The 20,682-nt window shown below is 51.4% G+C and carries 12 protein-coding genes and 1 riboswitch; of the genes, 5 read left to right on the top strand and 7 right to left on the bottom strand.

The annotated features are described in order from the left end of the window. Nucleotides 1–182 precede the first annotated feature (182 nt). The 3 genes from J2125_RS12700 (at nucleotide 183) to panS (ending at nucleotide 4,792) form a co-directional block, all read left to right on the top strand. Nucleotides 183–1,970: a cation:proton antiporter gene (locus J2125_RS12700; RefSeq protein WP_017801694.1), complete on the top strand. Its 1,788-nt coding sequence runs from the start codon at nucleotides 183–185 to the stop codon at nucleotides 1,968–1,970. Nucleotides 1,971–2,039: 69 nt separating this feature from the next. Next, nucleotides 2,040–2,233, top strand: a riboswitch (Lysine riboswitch). 92 nt (nucleotides 2,234–2,325) lie between these two features. After that, on the top strand, nucleotides 2,326–3,681 hold the full coding sequence (gene lysC, locus J2125_RS12695) for a lysine-sensitive aspartokinase 3 (RefSeq protein WP_017801695.1): 1,356 nt from the start codon (nucleotides 2,326–2,328) through the stop codon (nucleotides 3,679–3,681). 193 nt (nucleotides 3,682–3,874) lie between these two features. Then, nucleotides 3,875–4,792 carry a ketopantoate/pantoate/pantothenate transporter PanS gene (panS, locus tag J2125_RS12690; protein WP_017801696.1) on the top strand — a complete coding sequence of 306 codons (918 nt, stop codon included), beginning with the start codon at nucleotides 3,875–3,877 and terminating at the stop codon, nucleotides 4,790–4,792. 87 nt (nucleotides 4,793–4,879) lie between these two features. On the opposite strand, the gene J2125_RS12685 is transcribed toward panS, so the two are convergent. The 6 genes from J2125_RS12685 to J2125_RS12660 form a co-directional block, all read right to left on the bottom strand. Next, nucleotides 4,880–6,505: a Na/Pi cotransporter family protein gene (locus J2125_RS12685; protein WP_017801697.1), complete on the bottom strand. Its 1,626-nt coding sequence runs from the start codon at nucleotides 6,503–6,505 to the stop codon at nucleotides 4,880–4,882. Nucleotides 6,506–6,755: 250 nt separating this feature from the next. Further along, nucleotides 6,756–7,748, bottom strand: coding sequence for an ABC transporter ATP-binding protein (locus J2125_RS12680; RefSeq protein WP_017801698.1), 993 nt, complete (start codon nucleotides 7,746–7,748; stop codon nucleotides 6,756–6,758). Between the two features lie 2 nt (nucleotides 7,749–7,750). Then, complete coding sequence (locus J2125_RS12675; RefSeq protein ID WP_017801699.1) at nucleotides 7,751–8,536, bottom strand: ABC transporter permease; 786 nt, start codon at nucleotides 8,534–8,536, stop codon at nucleotides 7,751–7,753. An 11-nt stretch (nucleotides 8,537–8,547) separates the two neighbouring features. Further along, complete coding sequence (locus J2125_RS12670; RefSeq protein WP_017801700.1) at nucleotides 8,548–9,387, bottom strand: ABC transporter permease; 840 nt, start codon at nucleotides 9,385–9,387, stop codon at nucleotides 8,548–8,550. Next, complete coding sequence (locus J2125_RS12665) at nucleotides 9,384–10,205, bottom strand: alkaline phosphatase family protein (protein ID WP_017801701.1); 822 nt, start codon at nucleotides 10,203–10,205, stop codon at nucleotides 9,384–9,386. Before J2125_RS12665 ends, J2125_RS12670 begins: the two co-directional genes overlap by 4 nt. Before the next feature lie 9 nt (nucleotides 10,206–10,214). After that, nucleotides 10,215–11,276: an ABC transporter substrate-binding protein gene (locus J2125_RS12660; protein ID WP_017801702.1), complete on the bottom strand. Its 1,062-nt coding sequence runs from the start codon at nucleotides 11,274–11,276 to the stop codon at nucleotides 10,215–10,217. A 206-nt stretch (nucleotides 11,277–11,482) separates the two neighbouring features. Here J2125_RS12660 and J2125_RS12655 point away from each other — a divergent pair, with 206 nt between their 5' ends. Beyond that, complete coding sequence (locus tag J2125_RS12655) at nucleotides 11,483–12,211, top strand: UTRA domain-containing protein (protein ID WP_017801703.1); 729 nt, start codon at nucleotides 11,483–11,485, stop codon at nucleotides 12,209–12,211. Between the two features lie 48 nt (nucleotides 12,212–12,259). Here the strand turns inward: J2125_RS12655 and J2125_RS12650 are convergent, their stop codons facing one another. Beyond that, nucleotides 12,260–14,857, bottom strand: coding sequence for a hypothetical protein (locus J2125_RS12650; protein ID WP_157819448.1), 2,598 nt, complete (start codon nucleotides 14,855–14,857; stop codon nucleotides 12,260–12,262). A gap of 366 nt (nucleotides 14,858–15,223) precedes the next feature. Between J2125_RS12650 and J2125_RS12645 the strand changes: the two genes are divergently transcribed. Beyond that, nucleotides 15,224–20,662 carry a rhoptry family protein gene (locus J2125_RS12645; RefSeq protein ID WP_157819449.1) on the top strand — a complete coding sequence of 1,813 codons (5,439 nt, stop codon included), beginning with the start codon at nucleotides 15,224–15,226 and terminating at the stop codon, nucleotides 20,660–20,662. The last annotated feature ends 20 nt before the right edge of the window (nucleotides 20,663–20,682 follow it).

Below are 20,682 nucleotides of genomic sequence, written 5' to 3'. Positions count from 1 at the left end.
CCGGACGCCATCTTACCTGCGCAGAGAGATCGACTCTCCTTTTACTGCAACAGGTTACGGCTATGGTTTAATGCCGCGATGATGCTGGCTTTTGCCCGGGGCTAATTATAATTCAGGCTGCGGTACTGATTGCCGCACAGCGTTTCAGTATGAACACTCTTGTCGCCGAAAGGAAAAAAATTATGACGTTAACTCCCCCACTGCTGCTGGTGATCATTGGCCTCAGCTCGCTCGCCGCGCAGTGGATCGCATGGCTGTTGCGCCTGCCAGCGATTTTGCCGCTGCTGATTTTCGGCATAATGCTGGGGCCGGTCACCGGTGTTTTGCAACCCGATCTGCTGTTTGGCGATCTGCTGTTTCCGCTGGTTTCGCTGTCGGTGGCGATTATCCTGTTCGAAGGGGCGTTAACCCTGCGAGTGGATGAAATCCGTGGCCTTGGCGGCGTAGTGCGTAATCTGCTCACTGTCGGCATGCTGGTCACTTTCCTGGTGATTAGCCTCTCCTGCTGGGCCTTGCTGCACTTTCCTCCTGAACTGGCGGCGCTGGTCGGCGCGGTTACCGTGGTGACCGGGCCGACAGTGATTGCGCCGCTGATGCGAGTGGTGCGTCCCAACGCGGCGATAAATCAGGTTTTGCGCTGGGAAGGCATCGTTATCGATCCCGTGGGCGCTATCTTCACACTACTGGTATTTGAATTCATTGTGCTGCGTCAGCATGCTGAATCGTTAACGCACCTGTTCTGGACTTTAGGCCTTACCGTGGCGGTCGGTTTGATTGTCGGTGCGCTGTTTGGCTGGCTGGTCGGTAATATTCTTAAACGGGTGCTGCTGCCAGGTTATCTGCAAAACTTTGCCGTACTGGCGATTATGCTGACCGGTTTTGGCCTGTCGAATGCGCTGGCCGATGAATCAGGCCTGCTGACGGTGACGGTAATGGGCATCTGGCTGGCAAATATGCGCGATGTGGATCTCAGCGATATTATTGCTTTCAAGGAAGAGCTTTCGGCGCTGCTGATTTCCGCGCTGTTTATTATTCTGGCGGCGCGTCTGGATATTCATGCCCTGCTGGCGCTGGGCTGGCCGTTGCTGGCGCTGCTGGTGATTGTGCAACTGGTGGCGCGTCCACTCTGTATCGCCGTATCCACATATGGCTCCAGCCTGCCCTGGCGTGACCGGCTGTTACTAAGCTGGATTGCGCCGCGCGGTATTGTGGCGGCAGCCGTCAGCTCGCTGTTTGCCCTCACCTTACAGCGCAGCGGTTATCAGGGCGCCGACCGTCTGGTGACGGTGGTGTTCGCGGTGATTATCGGTACGGTGGTGCTGCAGAGCCTGACCAGCACCGCACTGGCGCGCTGGCTGCGCGTGCGCCAGCAGCAGCCGCGTGGCGTGCTGATTATTGGCGCCAACAGCGTGGCGCGGGCGCTGGCCGTGGCGCTAAAACGCCTGGATATTCCGGTGCTGCTGACTGACAGCAGCTGGGAGTATTACCGCCAGGCGCGAATGGAGGGATTAGCCGCCTGGTACGGTAACGCCTGGTCGGAATATGCCGAGAACTTCCTCAACCTGAACGATACCGCGCAGGTGCTGGCGCTGTCACCCAATCGCCATCAGAACGCGCTGGCGGTATATCACTTCAGCCATATTTTCGGCAAAGAGAAAGTGGCGGCGATTCGTTCCGGCGCAGCGCTGCGCAGTCGTGGCGATCGCGAAAGCGCGCGCTTCCACCGGCAGGAGAATCTGTTTGGTCATCAGCAGACTTACAGCCATCTCAGCAGCCTGCTGGCAAACGGCGCCACCATTAAAGCGACGCGGCTGAATGAGAATTTCGGCTGGCTGGAGTACCTGGAAAAAAACAGAGGGGTGATTCCGCTGTTTGCCCTGCCGGAAAAAGGCGCGTTAATGAGGATTGTGGCGGAAAAGCCGCCGGAACTGCCGTGCACCTTGATTGCGCTGGTGCAAAATGAAAATTGATCACCCGCCAACCGTTGACAGCGAAGCCAGAAACCGGGATATTTCACGCACTACTTGCGCACCCGTGCGCAAGCCAGAAGAGGCGCGTCGCCCAGGTAGTGTGTCGGAGGAACCGTATCCGATGAAGACACATAAGGGGGTGCGACGCCGAGGTATGACGCATGCGGAGTGCGGCATATCGACCGCAGGGGCTGAATCCTCTGGGTTGTCACCAGGATCGTCCGGCATGCGGACGGTCGGCAAGGTGGGGCGCTTCTGGGTGTATCGTAGTCAATCTTTTCTACGTCTGCCCCGTTTCCCGCTCTTCCCTTGTGCCAAGGCTGAAAATGTATCCTGACACGAGGCAGTGAATGTAATGTCCCAATCTGATCTTATCGTGGCCAAATTTGGCGGCACCAGCGTTGCCGACTTTACCGCCATGAACCGCAGCGCCGATGTGGTGCTGTCCGACGCCAATGTGCGTCTGGTGGTCCTGTCCGCCTCTGCTGGCGTCACCAACCTGCTGGTTTCCCTGTCTGAAGGTCTGCCGCCGCAACAGCGTGCGCTTCAGCTGGATGAACTGCGCCGTATTCAGTACGCGATTATCGAACGCCTGCAACAACCGGCGGTGATTCGTGACGAAATCGATCGCATGATCGAGAATATCGCGATGCTGTCGGAAGCCGCCGCGCTGGCGACCTCAACCGCTCTGACCGACGAACTGGTCAGCCATGGCGAACTGATGTCGAGCCTGCTGTTTGTGGAAGTGCTGCGCGAGCGTAACGTCGCTTCAGAGTGGTTTGACGTACGCAAAGTAATGCGCACCAATGACCGTTTTGGCCGTGCCGAGCCGAATGTCACCCTGCTGTCAGAACTGACCCTCAGCCAGCTGCAGCCGCGTATTGAAAAAGCGCTGATTGTCACTCAGGGCTTTATTGGCAGTGAAAGCCAGGGCCGTACCACCACGCTGGGCCGGGGCGGCAGCGACTACACCGCCGCGCTGCTTGGCGAAGCGCTGCATGCGCAGCGGATTGATATCTGGACTGATGTGCCAGGGATCTACACCACCGATCCACGCGTAGTGCCAGCAGCCAAACGTATTGATGAGATCACCTTTGAAGAAGCGGCGGAAATGGCCACCTTCGGTGCGAAAGTGCTGCATCCGGCGACCCTGCTGCCCGCAGTACGCAGCGATATTCCGGTGTTTGTCGGCTCCAGCAAAGATCCTTCCGCCGGCGGCACCATGGTATGCAACCAGAGCAGTAACCCACCGCTGTTCCGCGCGCTGGCGCTGCGCCGTAAGCAGACCCTGCTGACGCTGCACAGCCTGAATATGCTGCACGCACGCGGTTTTCTCGCTGAAGTGTTTAATATCCTTGCGCGCCACAATATGTCGGTGGATCTGATTACTACCTCCGAAGTGAGCGTGGCGCTGACGCTGGATACCACCGGTTCCACCTCTTCCGGTGACGGCCTGCTCACCCAGGCGCTGCTGACCGAACTCTCCTCGTTGTGCCGGGTTGAAGTGGAAGAAAATCTGGCGCTGGTAGCGATTATCGGCAATAAGCTGTCGCAGGCGTGTGGCGTCGGCAAAGAGGTATTTGGCGTACTGGAGCCGTTTAACCTGCGTCTGATCTGTTATGGCGCCAGCAGCTACAACCTCTGTTTCCTGGTGCCGGGCAACGATGCGGAACAGGTGGTGCGCACGCTGCATCAGAATCTGTTCGAATAAGTATCAGTAAACGGTCTGATGACCCATCATCGACGTAAAAAACACAATAACAATAGTTATACCCTAAATAATTCAAGTCGCAGGAAGGCGGCAAGGCGGTGAATCCCGGCAGCATAGTTCAATGTGACCGGGGTTCGCAGGCGCAGCTAACGCATCTGCGGCTTGAAGTATGACGGGTATATTAAGGAAGGCTATGCTCGCCAAAATTACCCGACTGTTCCCGCTGTGGGCAGTACTGCTCTCTGTTGCCGCTTACTATTCCCCTGGTACTTTTCTCGCCATTGGCCCGTGGGTCAGCTGGCTGCTGATGCTGATTATGTTCGGTATGGGCGTAACGCTAAATATCGGTGACTTTAAGCGCGTACTGACCCGTCCGGCGCCGGTAATTGCCGGTACGTTCCTGCACTATCTGGTGATGCCGCTGGCAGCATGGGCGCTGGCAAAACTGTTCCATATGCCACCGGATCTCTCCGCCGGTATGATTCTGGTGGGTAGCGTGGCCAGTGGCACCGCTTCTAACGTGATGATCTACCTGGCGAAAGGTGATGTGGCGTTATCGGTAACCATCTCCTCGGTATCGGCGCTGGTCGGTGTGGTTGCCACGCCACTGCTGACGCGTTTCTATGTTGATACGCATATTCAGGTGGATGTGGTTGGCATGCTGCTGAGTATCGTAAAAATCGTGCTAATCCCGATTACTCTCGGCCTGATTATTCATCACACCATGAATGGCGTGGTGAAGCGTGTTGAGCCGTATCTGCCCGCGTTTTCGATGGTCTGCATTCTGCTGATTATCAGTGCGGTGGTGGCCGGTAGCCAGGGCTTTATCGGCTCGGTGGGTCTGGTGGTGATTGCCGCGGTGATGCTGCATAACGCCATTGGTCTGCTTGGCGGTTACTGGGGTGGCAAGCTGTTTGGCTTTGATGAATCCACCTGCCGTACGCTGGCGCTGGAAGTGGGTATGCAGAACTCCGGCCTCGCCGCCACGCTCGGCAAGCTCTACTTCTCGCCGCTGGCGGCACTGCCTGGCGCGCTGTTCTCGGTATGGCATAACCTTTCCGGCTCACTGCTGGCGGGTTACTGGTCCGGTAAACCGATCAAGAAGAAGTAATATCAGCGATACAGGGGAGCCGAAAACGGCTCCCCTACAGGTAATGTAGGGGCGGCGTTCCCGCCGCCCGTGTCGTAAAGGCTACGATTACTCATCATCCCGGTCATCATCCGGCTGTTCCAGCACACCGTAAGCCACCGCGCAGAACAGCGAATTCAGACGCTTCATATCGCCCAGCAACCCTAAATGCAGGGAACTGGTTTCGATACTCTGCACATTCTGCTGATGCAGACGATCAACATGGGCGTGAGAATAACGCCGGTTGGTAATGCGGAAACGATGTTTCGAACGGCGTAACCGCTTCGCGCTGGTGATATCACGCGATAAAAATACCGACAGCGCCAGCCGCAGATTATTCAGCAACTGCTCCTGCAGCGTTTCCAGCTCCTGCAAGCCATCCGCTGAGAATGGCCGCTTAGTGGCCAGCGATTTATCCGCCACATCGCCGCTCATACGCTCAATAATGTCACCCGCCTGCTCAAGGTTTAGCGCCATCTCAATAATTTCCGCCCAGCGCCGCGAATCCTCTTCCGCCAGATCCTCTTTTGGCATCTGCGCCAGATAGAGTTTGATCGCGGTATACAACACATCAACATCATCATCCAGCCGACGCACCTCGCGCTCTTCGCGTGGCGCGCCGTGGATCACCTTATTAAAACTGCTCATCATCTGTTCCAGCACATCGCCCATGCGAAGGGTTTCGCGCGCAGCATTGGCCAGCGCTAACGCCGGGGTGTCCAGCGCGCTGGTATCCAGGTGTTTAGGCTTCAGACGCAGATCGGTTTCCGGCTCATCGCGGATTAAGCGCTGGCATAGCCGCGCCATCGGTTCAGCAAACGGCACCATCACCACGCAGCGGATCAGGTTGTAGAATACGTGGAAAAAGATCACCAGCTCTTCATCATTGACCGGCAGCTTATCCAGCAACGGCGCCAGCACATGGATAAACGGCAGCACCGCCAGACAGCCAATAAATTTAAACAGCAGGCTGCCGAGCGCCACACGTTTGCCGTCAGCATTAGAAGTACTGTTATTCAGCATCGCCAGCATGCCGCTGCCGAGATTAGCGCCAACCACCAGGCAGAGCGCCACCTGGAACGAGATCACCCCGGTCGCCGTCAGGGTGGCGGTAATCAGTACCGCCGCCAGACTGGAGTAACTGATAATCGCGAATACCGCGCCAATCAGCGCATCCAGCATAATATCGCCGGTCAGTGAGGAGAAAATCACCTGCACGCCGGACGCCTCGGTGATGGGACGCGCCGCGGCGACAATCAGCTGCAACGCCAGCAGAATCAGACCCAGCCCGATGCTGACGCGACCCAGCTGCCCGGCGCGCGACTGCTTACGGCCAAGGAAAAATACTACGCCAAAAAAGATAAACAGCGGCGACAGCCACGAGAGATCAAAGGTCAGGATACGCGCCATCAGCGCCGTACCGACGTCCGCGCCCAGCACTACCACCAGCGCAGGCGTCAGCCCCACCAGCTGTTGCGCGACAAACGACGTGACCAGCAAGGTAGTGGCGTTACTGCTCTGCACCAGCGCCGTGACGCCAATACCGGCGAGAAACGCCATCGGTTTTTTTTCAATACTGCGGCTTAATACGCGGCGTAAATCAGCGCCATAGACGCGCATAATGCCGGTGCGCACGATATGCGTGCCCCACACCAGCAGGGCAATCGCGGAAAGTAGATTAAGCAGGGTCAGCAATACCAGGTTCTCCTTTTACGTCAGGCTTAATACTCCATACGCTGGCTGCCTGACGCGAAAGAACAGCATATGAAACCATCGCCGACCTTTCGCATTACGTGAATCACGCTATTTATGCTTGTTGTTACCCTAAATAATTCGAGTCGCAGGAAGGCGGCAAGCCTGCGAATCTCCGGGAGCATAGACCACTATGTGACTGGAGTGAGCAGGCGCAGCCAACGCACCTGCGGCTTGAAGTATGACGGGTCATTTATGCAACTTCGCGAAAGGTCGATATATCTAACTGTAGACCAACCCTCTGCCCTTCGGCATGAAGATCGGCAACCGATCGATTTAAAACATCGACAGATAATTCAATATCTTTAACCCGGACGCGATAGCGAATCACATTGCCCAGCAGGCTGTGACTGACAATTTCCGCAGCAACGCCCTGCTCCGGCGCGCACAATGAAATCGACTCCGGACGAATCGCCACCTGCTGGCGGAAAGCGCCGCCGGTCAGCTGCCCCGCCTGTTCAGCGCTGATCAGGTTGTAGTTGCCGATAAAACCAGCGGCAAACAGATCGACCGGCTGGGTATACAGCTCCTCGGCACCACCGTTCTGCACAATTTTACCACGATTCATCAATACGATACGATCGGACAGCGTCAGCGCTTCTTCCTGATCGTGGGTAACAAAAATGGTGGTGAGATTCAGCTCGCGCTGGATGCGGCGAATCTGGTCGCGCAGATGGCGACGAATACGCGCATCCAGCGCCGACAGCGGTTCATCAAGTAACAGCAGGCGTGGACGTGTCACCAGCGAACGCGCCAGCGCCACACGCTGGCACTGACCACCAGAGAGCTGGTGCGGATAGCGGCGGGCATAATCATTCAGCTCCACCAGCGCCAGCGCTTCAGCGACACGCTGACGAATTTCGCTGGCTGGCAGTTTCTGCATCTTCAGGCCGAAAGCGACATTGCCCTCAACGGTCATATTGGGAAACAGCGCGTAACTCTGGAACACCATGCCGATTGCGCGCTGCTGCGGCGCCAGCGGCACAATATTCTCGCCTTCAAGCAGAATCTCGCCGCTATCCACCGACGTCAGACCCGCCAGACAGCGCAGCAGCGTTGATTTACCGCAACCGCTTGGCCCCAGCAGGGTGACAAACTCGCCTTTATCGGCGCTGAAATCGATCTGTTCAAAGATTTGCGTCGGGCCGTAACTTTTATTCAGTTGTTTAACGTTCAGGTAAGACATGGTTAGCCCCTTTCACGATTGAGGGCGTTCGCCAGCCAGGTGACCAGCAAGACGACGAAGAAATAGGAGATCACCAGCGCGCTGGTAAAGTGGCCGCTGCCGTTGCGCATGTTATACAGATAGACCTGCAAGGTTTCATAGCTGGTGCCGACTAACAGGTTAGCGAATACAAACTCACCTATCAAAAACGAGAACGATAACAGCACGGCGATAGTGGCGCCTTTACGCAGATTCGGCAGCACCACCCATAGCGCCGCCTGCCAGGTGCTGGCGCCCAGCAGATGGGCGGCATCAATCAGCTCACGCAGGTTAATCGCCTGCATATTGTTGGCGATGGCGCGATAGATAAACGGCAGTGCGATAGTGAAGTAACAGCCAATCAGAATCCATGGCGTGCCGGTCAGCACCAGCGGCCCGGAGGAGTAGAGTTGCAACAAGCCGACTGACGACACCACCGGCGGCACGGCGAACGGCATCAGGATCAGAATATTCATGACCGTATCGAGCCGAGGAAAATAGTAAGCGATTACAAACATCGCAGGCAGCACCAGCACTAGCGAGAACAGCAGCGCGCCAAAGCAGATCAGCAATGAGTGCCACAACGCGGTGAGAAAGCGCGGGTCGCTCCACAACGCACGCAGCCATTTGAGGGTAAAACCATCCGGCGTGATGGTAGCGCCCCACTGGGTCGCCAGCGCATACAGCAAGGTGACCGCCAGCGGTAGCGCCAGAATCAGAAACACCAGCCAGACAATGATTCGATGATAAATTTTCTCAGCGGGTTGCATCGTCACACCTTTTATTTCGCATTAAGATAGCTGCGCCGCACCATCAGCTGATGGATTACCGTAATCATCGCCATCAGCAGCACCAGTAGCATCGCCAGCGCGCTGCCGGTATTTGGGTCGAGCGAAATATCCCCCGAGACCAGCGCGGCAATCCGCACCGGAATAACGTTAAAGTTACCGGTAGTCAGGGCATAAATGGTGGCATAAGCCCCCAGCGCATTGGCCAGCAGAATGACAAAAGTACCGATCAGCGCCGGAGAGAGAATCGGTAAACCGATATGCAGCCAGTAGCGCCAGCGGCTGGCGCCGAGCAGCGCGGCAGACTCCTGCCACTCCTTTTTCAGGCCATCAAAAGCCGGATAAAGCAGCAGAATACCCAGCGGGATCTGGAACCAGGTATACACCACCACCATACCGTCGCGTGAGAACAGCCTGAAGCCGTCCATCAGGCCATATTTGCGCATCAGCAGCGTCAGACTGCCATTCAGTCCCAGCAGAATCACAAAGGCAAACGCCAGCGGTACGCCGGCAAAATTACTGGTCATATTGGTAAACGACATAAAGAACCGATGTAAGCGCCCACTACCAATCTGATTCAGGGAATAACCGCCAATCAGCGAAATCAGCAGGCCATACAGGCTTGACCAGAACGAGATATCCAGCGAGTTACGAATCGCCTGCTGATAAAACGGCGAAGTGAGGATATCGCTGTAGTTGCTCCATCCCCAGGCTTCATTGATGTCGCTCCAGAAGCTGTTAATCGCAATCCATATCAACGGCGCAATCTGGAAAGCGAGATAGAACAACGCAAACGGCAACAGACAGAGCAGCGCTATCCCTTTTCCCTTCATGCCGCTGGCTCCTTGTTCAGCCGCAGTAGCCCACGACAGAGCGGTTTATCATGCTCTACGCCAAGCAGGGTGCAGAGGGTGCCACACAGCTCGGTTTGCAGCGGCATCAGCTCCGCCTGTAGCGAGAAACTGGCGCCAAACACAAACAGCGGCACCTGAGTCTCTTCCGGCAGGATACCGCCATGACTGCGATCGTCATTCATCCCGTGATCGGCGGTCACCACTACCTGATAACCGGCTGCCAGCCAGCCCGGCATCCAGTGCGACAGCAGGCCGTCGGCCACCCGTGCGCTATTGCGATATTGTGGCGACGACAGACCATAACGGTGTCCGGCATCATCGATATTCATCGGGTGAATCAGCAGAAAATCGGGATCGTGCAGTAAGCGCAGACTTTCAGCATCTTCAAACAGATGTGAATCGGGATAACGGTCATCCGAGTAGAAATGACCATACTGAATCGGCAACTCTGGCGCCGAGGTATGGCGATCGCGCGCGGCGCTGAATGGCGTGCGGTTATACAGCTCACTGACCCAGTGATAGGCCGCCGCGGCGGTGGTGAGTCCGCCAGCGCGCGCATAGTGGAACAGGCTCTGCTGGTTGCTCAGGCGATTGACGCCATTGTGAATAATGCCGCTTTTCACCGGCGGCACGCCGGTGAGGATGCATTCATACAGCGGACGTGACAGCGATGGCAGCTCACAGGTCATCACATAATACTGACCTTTTCCCTGTGCGCACTCGGCATATAAGTAACCCATCGCGTGTTGGGCGACCTGATTGCTCAGGCCGTCAAGAACTACCAGAATCGTTTTCATCGGCCTGCCTTACTGCTGCATATTAATGGTCACATTTTCCTGCCACAGACGCGGCAGCAGTTTTGAGGTTTTCTCCCACGCGGCCTGATCGGCAATCGGACGGGCATTTTTATACTGTTCCTGCGGCAGCAGTTTTGCCTGCACATCCGCCGGTAAGGTCAGATGCTCAGCGCGAATCGGACGCGCATAGCCTTTCGCCAGGTTAATCTGTCCGGCATCAGAGAAGATATACTCGCGCGCCAGTCTGGCGGCGTTCGGATGTTTAGCGTATTTATTGATGATGGTGGTATAGCCGGAGGTGACAGAGCCATCGGAAGGGATCAGCACTTCAAAGCGGCTTTTATCAATCTGGTCACGATAGTTCAGCGCGTTAAAGTCCCACACCACCGCTACCGCCACTTCGCCCTTCTCGATATTGGCAATCACTGGATCGGTCACGCCCAGACGCCCCTGCTTCGCCAGATCGCCAAAGAACGCCAGCGCCGGTTTCAGATCTTTCTCGTTACCACCCAGCGCATAGTTAGCCGCCAGCACGCCATTGGCGGCCTGGGCGGCAACGCCGACATCACCGATGGTCACTACATATTTGCCTTTTTTCAGGTCAGCCCAGCTGTGCGGAACATCTTTCACCAGCTGCTTATTCACCAGGAAGGCGATGGTGCCGGTATAGGCCAGCGCCCAGTGACCATCTTTATCTTTAGCCCAGGCTGGAACCTGATCCCAGGTGGAAGGTTTATAGGGCTGGGTCACGCCTTTTTGCAAAGCTACCGGACCAAAGGCGGCGCCGACATCACCGATATCGGCGCTGGCGTTATTTTTTTCCGCAGCAAATTTAGCGATCTCCTGCGCGGAGGACATATCGGTATCGCTGTGCTTAATGCCGTATTTGCTGCTGATATCGTTCCAGGTATCTTTCCAGTTGGCCCAGCTGTCTGGCATGCCGACGCTGTTAACCTGCCCTTCACTTTTCGCCGCTTTCTCCAGCGCGGCCAGATCGGTATCGGCGGCCTGCGCGGCGGGCAGCGCAAGGATAATGGCACTGGCTAACACTGATGCGAACAAAGTTTTCATAACTGCTGCTCCAGATGATAAGTTAAATGATACGCTGGACTAGACCAGCAAGATCTGAGCCAATCTAGCCTGGGTGTATGAAGGTTTTATTTCAGTTCAGTGACGGCGCGGTTTACCGCTACTTGCACCACAGGGAGTGCCATCGTTAGCGCTGAGGTAAAATGTACCGGGATAGTGCAGAGTCGCCCCAAAATAAGGCCAATGTTGTGGAACAGTTCACTAATAAAACCGCTGACAGTATTTGCCAGGCATTGAGCCAGCGGATCCAGCGTGGCGAGTTTGCCGAACAGGGTCGGCTACCCGGTGAGCGGCAGCTAAGTGAGCAGTTCGCCACCACGCGCATTACGCTACGCGAAGCGCTGGGACAGCTGGAAGCGCAGGGGTTAATCTACCGCGAACTGCGCCGTGGCTGGTTTATCGCCCCGCCGCGTCTGGTATATAACCCGCTGCATCGCAGCCACTTTCACGCGATGGCGCAACGCCAGGGGCGCGCGGCCAATACGGAAGTGATCGATGCGCACTCTGTTGTAATCAGCGGTGAGCTGGCGGAAAAGCTGGCAATGTGTGAGGGTGACGAGGTCTATCGCATTCGCCGCCTGCGCCGTATTGATGGCCGCGCGGTGCTGTATGTTGAGCACTATCTGAATCCGCGTTTCTTCCCCGGTCTGCTCGAACTGGATCTCACCCAGTCGCTGACCGACCTCTATCTGACCCGCTATGACATCCGTTATGGCCGGGTGCGCTTTACCATGCTGCCCGGCCCGGTTCCGCCACTGGCGGCACCGCTGCTGAAAGTGGCGGCGGGCAGTCCGGCGCTGTTTATTACCCGTATCAACCGCGACCAGCATGACCGGATTATCGACTGCGACTGTGAATACTGGCGCTACGATGCGTTATGTGTCGATGTCGAAGCGCAGGGCGTGACTGAGGGGTAGAGGAAAGCGGGGAGGCAGTGATGCCTCCCCGGTTGACAGGGTCTCTGATTAAGGGCTTAGTTTTTTCTGCGAATACTCTTTGCTTTGGAGGCCTGCTCTCAGCAGCGTTGCCCTTACTTGTCTACCCAGCATATTGCCGCCTTTGACTATTTGATCGGCTGCAATCCGGACCAGGAGTGCGTCTTCGTACGCGGCTGCAGATGAGGCAACTTTATTTATCTGCCGTGCATCTGCCTTCGTTTTATATTTCTGAGAAGTATTAGAATAGGTTGTGGCTATTTGTGCGGCTTTGGCTGCGTCAGCGGCGGCGTCTTCGATTGGGATTAAAGCTGCGGTTGCATCTGCGGCGGCGGCCTCTTCAGGATTCTGTTGGCGGCGCAGAAAAACAGCGCCAAGACCCATGTTGCGGAACGCCAATGCAGCGAAAGCGGCATGAGTCGGTAATTCAAATGTTGACATATGGATCCCTTTACCAAAAAAAGTCTCGCCTGTCTGTGATTGTGCTATTGATATATTTTGGCCCTCCGACCATAAAGCATGATATTGGTTTGTATAAACCACCCCTCCGTCGCTAGACACCTGCTGAACCCTCTCCCTCTTAACCACGGCAATCTTACTCCCATCAAGTACCTCACCAACTGACACACGCTGACCAAAGGTAGTGTAAATACCAGTCACTTTATTATCCCCATCAACTACCATCAGACAGGCGCCGTTTCGCCTGAATGGCCGTGTTTGCGGGATTAACTGCATTAAGCGATCCACACATCTGGGGTCATCTATTTTGTCAATACCAGTGGCTAACAGTAAATCATTTCCCTTAACAAGCATTTCAGCCAGTGCATTACGACCCGGGCCTGTAAGTGCAGGCTTCCCAGTTTCGCGGTTTAAAAAAGAAATCCCCTCCAGGAAGGTTATTTGAGAATCTGTCATTACAGGTTTGCCATTTGGATCGTCGATATCTACCATTATTTTTAATAGTTCAAGCTGTTCTGCCTGCGGCTTTGTCGATAATTGCTTGATTGCGGTTTTTTCGGTTGAGCCACTGGAATAACGAGGCATTTCCTGTTTTGTTAATGCTTCTAATACTCTGTTTTTAGTGGCTTCTGCTGCTCTGTTTTTATCGTCCTTGGCAGCTCTGTTTAATGAATCCATTGCTGCTTGATCTAAATCTTGCGTTATTAAGTTCAGCTGTTTAGTTGAGGAATCTGCGGCCTGCGAGGACGATGGCTTCTGTTTCTGCTTCCGTTTCTGCTTCAGATTCTGCTCAATATCTGTAGCGAAGGGCGCGCCGGTCGTCCTCCTCAACTGCTGCTGTGCAGCTGAGGAGGCTGAGCTCGATTGCTTCTGATTTAACTGCCGCTGTACATCTTCAGTTAATCGGGTGATGGTCGCCGGGCTCGATTGCCACTGTGTCGTTGAGAGATTCAGCTGTGCAGTTGTGCGATTTAGCTGTGCGGTTGAAGAGACTGTGCTCCCCGCCCACGATTGCTGAGGCTTATTCAGCTGCCACTGCACATCTTCAGCTTCGGAAACGATGGTCGCCTGGTTCGATTGCCACAGCTGTGAGTTATCCGACCGTTTCGAGATGCTAATAACTTGGTTGGCTTCCTCATGTAACGTATTTGCGGGTATATCAGTGTAGGCCGCTAGCTTTTTTATGATGGCAGGGTCACCAATATTTATCCCCTCTACTCCGGCAAAACGTATAAGTGCACATGCTTTTACAGTGTCGAACAATTGAGGATTTCGCAGGCCAGGCGGGTTTTCAGGCAAAGAAGCGAAAATATTGTGGCGCAAAATAAATGAATTTGTGGCCTGAACGACCTTTTCAAATTTTTCTTCTAATGTTTTGGTGTAGGTTTCAGTTTCGGTCGGGGCCGGGGTTGCGGTTAGATCCAGGGATTCGGTCGGGGCCGGGGTTGCGGTCAGATCCAGGGATTCGGTTAGAGCTGGGGTGGCGGTTAGATCCAGGGGTTCGGTTAGAGCTGGAGTTTCAGTTTGAGTCGTGAGTACCGTTTCGGCTTGCAAAAGGTGCAAAAGTTTATTATTCGCGCACTTTAACAATCCCGATGGACTGGTTCCTGACGAAATTTTCGACCCTGTTATAGTGCAATCCTGCGACCCTTGAACACGATAACGGGCATCTGACGTAAATTCCGCATACTGATGAAAACCCGGGATTGCGTCGGATGTCTGCCTGTATAGCGAATGACCCTGGATTGCCCCGGATGTTTGCAGATATTGCGAAGGGCCGGGGATTGTATCGAATGCCCGTATATTTCCCGGAGGATATTGCGAAGGGTCGGGGATGACTTTGAACGACGGCACAGGTAGCACACGAATTTCGGTATGGATAGTCGACCATGCAGACGGCACTTGTGGCAATCTGCCCCCGGTATAGAACTGTGTCCCCCTATTCTGCGAATCATCTGTCTGCCGGACCGCAGACGACGAGGATGGCAAAGCATTAGTCGGGTGCCGCATAAAATCTCTATTTCGGTCCATCCAGCCCGTGACGTCAGTATTACTTACACCAGAAAATCGAGGTAAATAAGGGGTATTTTGGGTTATTCTTTCGTTTTCGGTAGTCTGAACCATCCACAAGTTTCTGGAGTTATCTCTGCTAATCGAACCATCAGACATAATGTATCCCTCCTTGATATTTAGTTACTCAACCCTTAATAAACTTCCGCTAATAAATATAAAAATCACAACAGCCATTCGGTCTATAAATTTTATTCCCCTGTTAATACCATCAATAACACCGTAGCAGAACATCTCCTTCTGCATATTAACTTCAATAAAATCATATCAGGATGATTTACGTAATAGTTATTAAAAAACGCCAAAACATGCGGCCATTATTGATGATTTTAATCAGTCTGAGGTAACCTTTTTTAACCCGATGATTGCTATACCAGAATGGCGGGAAACAACGGCAGGCTAAACGCCAGAGGTTGAACAGGCGACCCGCAACGACTAAAACTGAAAATTTAAGGAAAGATAATTATGCCAACAGATTTAATCCAAACCTCTGCCAACGTACAAACATCCAGCAGCTGGAGTATTTCAAAGGCGAGCGGAAATGACTTAACGAAGACAATAGCATCCAACCCCTGCGCAACCATCACCATGGGCGCGCTTCGTGACAGTGACACAGGATTACCATCCGATGCCCAACATTTTACAGCCAGTGGCAAAAATGTCTTCCAGGACACGCTTGAGGTCCGAAATATTTGTTGCAAAAAAAAAATGCCCACCACCACCCACTACACCCCTGTTGACACACACCTGTTTTCGCCACAAAACATGACGAACTTATCATCACATGAAAATAGAAAGTTAATCCATAAAACGCTGTTATCCATTGATGAACAGCATTTCGCACAGAATAAAAACTATTTTAGTGGCATACAAACTTCAGTAGCAACTACTGCTGCCAACATATGCAAAGAGATTATCAATGAGCAAGAAAAGCTTCGAAGCACATTACGCGAATTAGCAGCCAACACCTATGAAACCAATATTAAAATATATGAACAAAGAGTTGACCAGGTTACACCAGAAGGGGTAAGGGAACTGATTGGCACTACTTGCGCCATTTGTATACCCTCTCAGCCCGACTTAACTGAGTTTAATACAAAAATGGCAGGTTTTCTTATAAACAGAGATTATATAGAATTATTCAACCATATATTAGACGACAAAAATCTACGTGCACATCTTAGCAAGACCAGGCTGGGAGAATCTATATTAGTTGACATGAAAAAGGTATTCCCTCGCGACGTGACAATCACTGAATTAGATCAGCAGCAGCAAGTCTTGCTGGATAAAATTCAGGCAATGTCCAGTCCGATTAATGGTTCACACCCTCATCAGATCTGTGCAATTAATTTAGATGGGAAAAATTTAATGGAATGTGTCGCCTGTCTGTGTGAAAACGAAGGAGTAAAGGAAAGACTGATGAACACCCACTTTGGCAGGGGGGTTTTGGATAAATTACATAACCACCTTGCTTATTTTAACACACTGAAAGCCAGAGAAAATATAGAATTCATTGTCAATGAAATAAAAATAAAATCAGACAAACTCAACAACTCAGGTAATCTAAGCGGTCTTCAGCGGGTGTTTAATATTATACCAAAAGCGCGCACGATGGGGGAGATCAAAGAAATGCTTAACACCATAATGTTAAAGCGTTCAGGAATATATAACCACCTGGAGCGCGATGAGTTTTTTAAAACCTTATTGGGTATTCAAAGTCGTGGTGTCAACATTACATTAAAAAATCTTTTATCTAAGGATGTGACATTGCAAAAAAATATCATCGATGCCCTTCAGCTGGAAAAAATCGCCAATAAGCACTGCCCCCTGCTGCTGTCTGATCCGCGACGGTGTGAAGAATTTGTCAATACAATTAACTCCCTGACTATATTAGATTTTTTAGTTAATCACCTTGGTGGGGAGACGGCTGAATTTTATGCAAAGATTAAAGAGCTTTACCCTTCAACGCTGAAAATAGATGAATTCTTTAAGCAGTTGAAAGTTTCCGATAACTTTTTTTTTGCTGGAATTGGTAACGCTAATACTGATGCTAATAAGGAAGCCAATACAGAAGTTTGCGCATCAATTATTGCGGCGGGTGCTTTATTGCCACGAAAATTCAGTTGGAACGATATTACGCGCCTGGTGCAGGTAATGCAACATATGCGTAACAATGAGAATTTCCATAATTCCGATAATTGTGAGAACCCCGATAATTGCAAAGATTGCGAGAATAATAAGCTGGTGTTGAAATACACCTCTAGTTCTCAATATTGGGCTGGCCCCTATGTGAAAAATCTCAACGTCGATGAGACAGTCGAAAATACAATTAATGGTATCGTCCATACCTATATTAATAGTAATACAAGGAATAAAGTCACTAAAATTGCCGACGTCATTAACAGACAACTAAACGTTTATCTGTCACCAGCGCAAATCACAAAAAACTACAGTCTCAGTCTGGAAAACATGATCGATAAATACCTAAGCCTTAAACTCAATATCAACAATAAACAATCTAAGCAGATCAAGAGTGAAATGCTGGATTTCTTACTTAGTCGTGATAAATACCAAAAAAATGGGGTAAAAAATGTTATCTTCAGCGTTGTAGTAGCAGAGATATTGTCATTATCAAATAAGATGTTTGAAGATGACTTAGATAAAGCAAATATCACCTCTGCTGACCTCACTGAAAACCACAACAATGGCAATGATCGGTTACTAACCATGGCACATATCGAGGACATCAGTCACCTGGGTGTTATGTATATTAATATCTTCACCATTCTCAATGAAATTACAAATATTAACGAAAGCTTTGATTTGATGAAGAAGATTTTTATAAAAAAACCTGAAATTATCGCTAACCTTGGAGTATTGCAGGCCTCATTCGAGAATACTCTCTACGACCGTAATAATACTCTTGATGAATTTAAGCAACAGGTTGTTAGTTTTTTTAATCATAATGCATTTCTTGCTTTTCTTGAGCAAAACAACAGATATATAGAAGCCATGGCAGAGCTAAAAAATAGCTTCTTAAAACTCTCTCTGACTTCACTTTTTTTCCAAAACATAAACAGAGTTAATATTAATCTGGTCGCAGAGGATAAGAAAAAAATCGTAGATAGCATCTATGCCATGATGAAGATCCCCGAAGCTTCCCGACCAGATAAAAGCCTTCGTATTTTAGATTTCGTGCTGTATCAGGCTTTAAAGTCAGGCAATATTAAGTCTCCCGAAAATAAAATCAAAGGCCAGCCGCATGAATTTTTGAAGGTTTTTATCAAAGAAACACTCAAAAAAATGCAGGATCTGATCAAGAAAGAAGCTGAACGTCCGATTTCTGAATTGTATACCACCTCATCTGCTATAGGGGAAAATATTGAAAAGGCCTGCAATATTATAGGCAACCCAGAAAAGAGACAGCGAATAAACAAACAGGGATACGGACAGGAATTAGATAAACTATCGCCAGAAGAGAGCGTTAATTTAAAAGCCAGGATCCATGAACTTCTCGATAAAGGTGGTGATTTAAAAGCAGGAATTATGGATATTTCCAACGAAATTCGTTTTTCCCGTGATTTAACTTTTTTGAATGGATTGGCCACTTTCAATTTTTTCCATACCATCCTGCAAAATATGCGTAATGAATTCCGGCCCAAAGAGAGTGATAAGCAGCAGAAATTGATTAATGGACAACAAGAAGAAATTAAAGAACCGCAGGAATTAATTGATGCCCGGCGTCAGCCGATGATTGAAAATCTGTACCAGTTAACAGGCGATATATATAATTATGACGCATTTAAAGCATTTATTCAGAAAAATAACGAGGGTAAAAACCAATGCAGTCCGCAAAATTTTATTAAATTTATTGACGATGAAGGGAATATTTCAGAAAGTCTTATATTTAAAATAGCAATGGCAGAAGAAAAAATCACGGAGGCCACCCCTAAAGTTAAACAATATGCTTTAGAAAAGTATAGAAAAGAGGTTAAGAGTTATCAGGAAGAATATATTCACAGTCTGAATCGATATTATCATGAGTGTGCCTTGCATAAATATCATTATGAAAGAGAACTGCGCGACTTTTTTCAGGCATGCGCCTGGCAAGTTGAACGTGATAAGAAAGATAACTGGCGAAACTGGCAGGGAGAGGTCTCTGCTGATATCCAGCAACGTGCTCTGGATCAAATGAGGATAATGAATGAGTGGTCTGAAAAGGAGGTGTTGGTTGTTTGTACGCTCACCGACTGGGTTGACAGTAAGCTAGTGAGGAAAAGTGGAGTTGCCATTAACCGGCATGGGATAGAAAATTTGAGCATGCTTCATAACAGCGCTAAGTACGAAGGAAAATTCGTAGTAAAAGTCCGCCGTAAAGATATTATAAATAAGCTGGATGATAAATTCTGTGATCCTTATCAGTTGGTCAGACAGGGCATCAACCAGAAGATAGGCGTTATGCCCAATTATAAAGGTCCTGTCATAGAGGAAGTCACCGAAACATTACAGTTCCCCATCGGCGTAAATCTTGTCACTTATGTAACAGTAGAGGAGTTTATGCGCCTTGTTATCACTGGCAGCAGGCGCTACGAGGTAACGGAGATTCTGGAGGATAACACTAAAGAATTTCAAACAGGCTATCCGCCGCTGTGCAACACGGAAAAAATGGCTGAAAATATTATGGCCAGTTTCTCCGGCATTGCTCAAAACGCATCCTATGCGCAGCGGTTCCCTGGCGGACTGATGGGGCAGCAAAGAGCTGAAGTGCCGACGATAGCCGCTCCACCGGGAAACCGCAGCACAGCGCCAGAAGCCACGCAATACGTCAGCACGCCATTAATACCCACGATCAGGCATTTCTCAGACAATATAGCAACATCTCTGCCCCCGACATTTGTCAGTAAGGCGGCAGAACAGGTTATGCCCGTGCAGCCCGACAGTCAGCAACAGACATCACTCCGCAGGATGACGGCGCAGTTCTCCAGCAATGTGACAGCGCCACCCTCTCCGCCAGCAACCAGCAGGATGACAGCGCAGTTCTCCAGCAATATAACAACGCCGCCCTCCCCGCCAGCAGCCAGCAGGATGACGGCGCAGTTCTCCAGCATTATAACAACGCCGCCCTCCCCGCCAGTAACCCGCAGGATGGCGGCGCAGTTCTCTGGCAACATAGCAATGCCACTCATCCCGCCATTCCCCGGTGAGGCGCGACTGGTTACGCCCGCCAGCCAACAGCAACCACTTACGACACTCATCGATAGCGGGCGAACACCGTCAGAAAACCATAAGGCGGACAGTAGCAGAGGCGCCATCATTTTTGCCAATGCAATGCGGCAGGCTGAACAACAAAGGAAAGCAGACAGTGTGCTAACCCGTTGGCTGAGTACAGCGCCCTCAGATAACGGCGGCATCGACAAAAAAAAGCGACTCAATGTGACCGGCCAGAGTTCAGTTCCTGATTTTGTGCCGGTACGGATCAATTCATCGGCAGATGGCACCGGTTACAATGAGCACCTGATAGCGTCTCTGGTGCATCATATGAATCAGTATTACCAGCCCGATGCAAATGCCACTCGCCTGGTGAAACATTACAGCAGGGAGCTGGTCAGAAGGGGCTTGATTCAGAAACCGCATACCACTAAGGAGCAGACGTTAACGCTGGACAGTCCGGTGTTACTGCACCTAATCAACATCATCAATGCAGATCTGCAACGTAGCGATAAAGAACCGATGCAAGTGCTGATTCACGTGATGGAAGAGGGAGAAGATCCCACGAGGAGTCCTTTCATTAGCGGAGTCCATATCTATGGCCCGCAAGGCGGGCGCGAGGTGCATATTTTGTATGCATCAGGTGAAATTAAGCCACTGGTCCGCAAAGAGGTCGCCCGACGGCTGCAGAAGTAACCGGCACGGGGCGCCAGCCG

It is taken from the genome of Winslowiella toletana (genome assembly GCF_017875465.1).
In the GTDB taxonomy this organism is placed as follows: domain Bacteria; phylum Pseudomonadota; class Gammaproteobacteria; order Enterobacterales; family Enterobacteriaceae; genus Erwinia; species Erwinia toletana.
The sequence above is the reverse complement of the archived record's forward strand: the minus strand, read 5'-3'. Positions and strand labels throughout refer to the sequence as shown.

Coding starts and splice junctions, on each gene's coding strand:
- J2125_RS12665 (WP_017801701.1), bottom strand. CDS start 10,205: ATGAAAACGATTCTGGTAGTTCTTGACGGCCTGAGCAATCAGGTCGCC.
- panS (WP_017801696.1), top strand. CDS start 3,875: ATGCTCGCCAAAATTACCCGACTGTTCCCGCTGTGGGCAGTACTGCTC.
- J2125_RS12650 (WP_157819448.1), bottom strand. CDS start 14,857: ATGTCTGATGGTTCGATTAGCAGAGATAACTCCAGAAACTTGTGGATG.
- J2125_RS12700 (WP_017801694.1), top strand. CDS start 183: ATGACGTTAACTCCCCCACTGCTGCTGGTGATCATTGGCCTCAGCTCG.
- J2125_RS12675 (WP_017801699.1), bottom strand. CDS start 8,536: ATGCAACCCGCTGAGAAAATTTATCATCGAATCATTGTCTGGCTGGTG.
- J2125_RS12680 (WP_017801698.1), bottom strand. CDS start 7,748: ATGTCTTACCTGAACGTTAAACAACTGAATAAAAGTTACGGCCCGACG.
- lysC (WP_017801695.1), top strand. CDS start 2,326: ATGTCCCAATCTGATCTTATCGTGGCCAAATTTGGCGGCACCAGCGTT.
- J2125_RS12645 (WP_157819449.1), top strand. CDS start 15,224: ATGCCAACAGATTTAATCCAAACCTCTGCCAACGTACAAACATCCAGC.
- J2125_RS12670 (WP_017801700.1), bottom strand. CDS start 9,387: ATGAAGGGAAAAGGGATAGCGCTGCTCTGTCTGTTGCCGTTTGCGTTG.
- J2125_RS12660 (WP_017801702.1), bottom strand. CDS start 11,276: ATGAAAACTTTGTTCGCATCAGTGTTAGCCAGTGCCATTATCCTTGCG.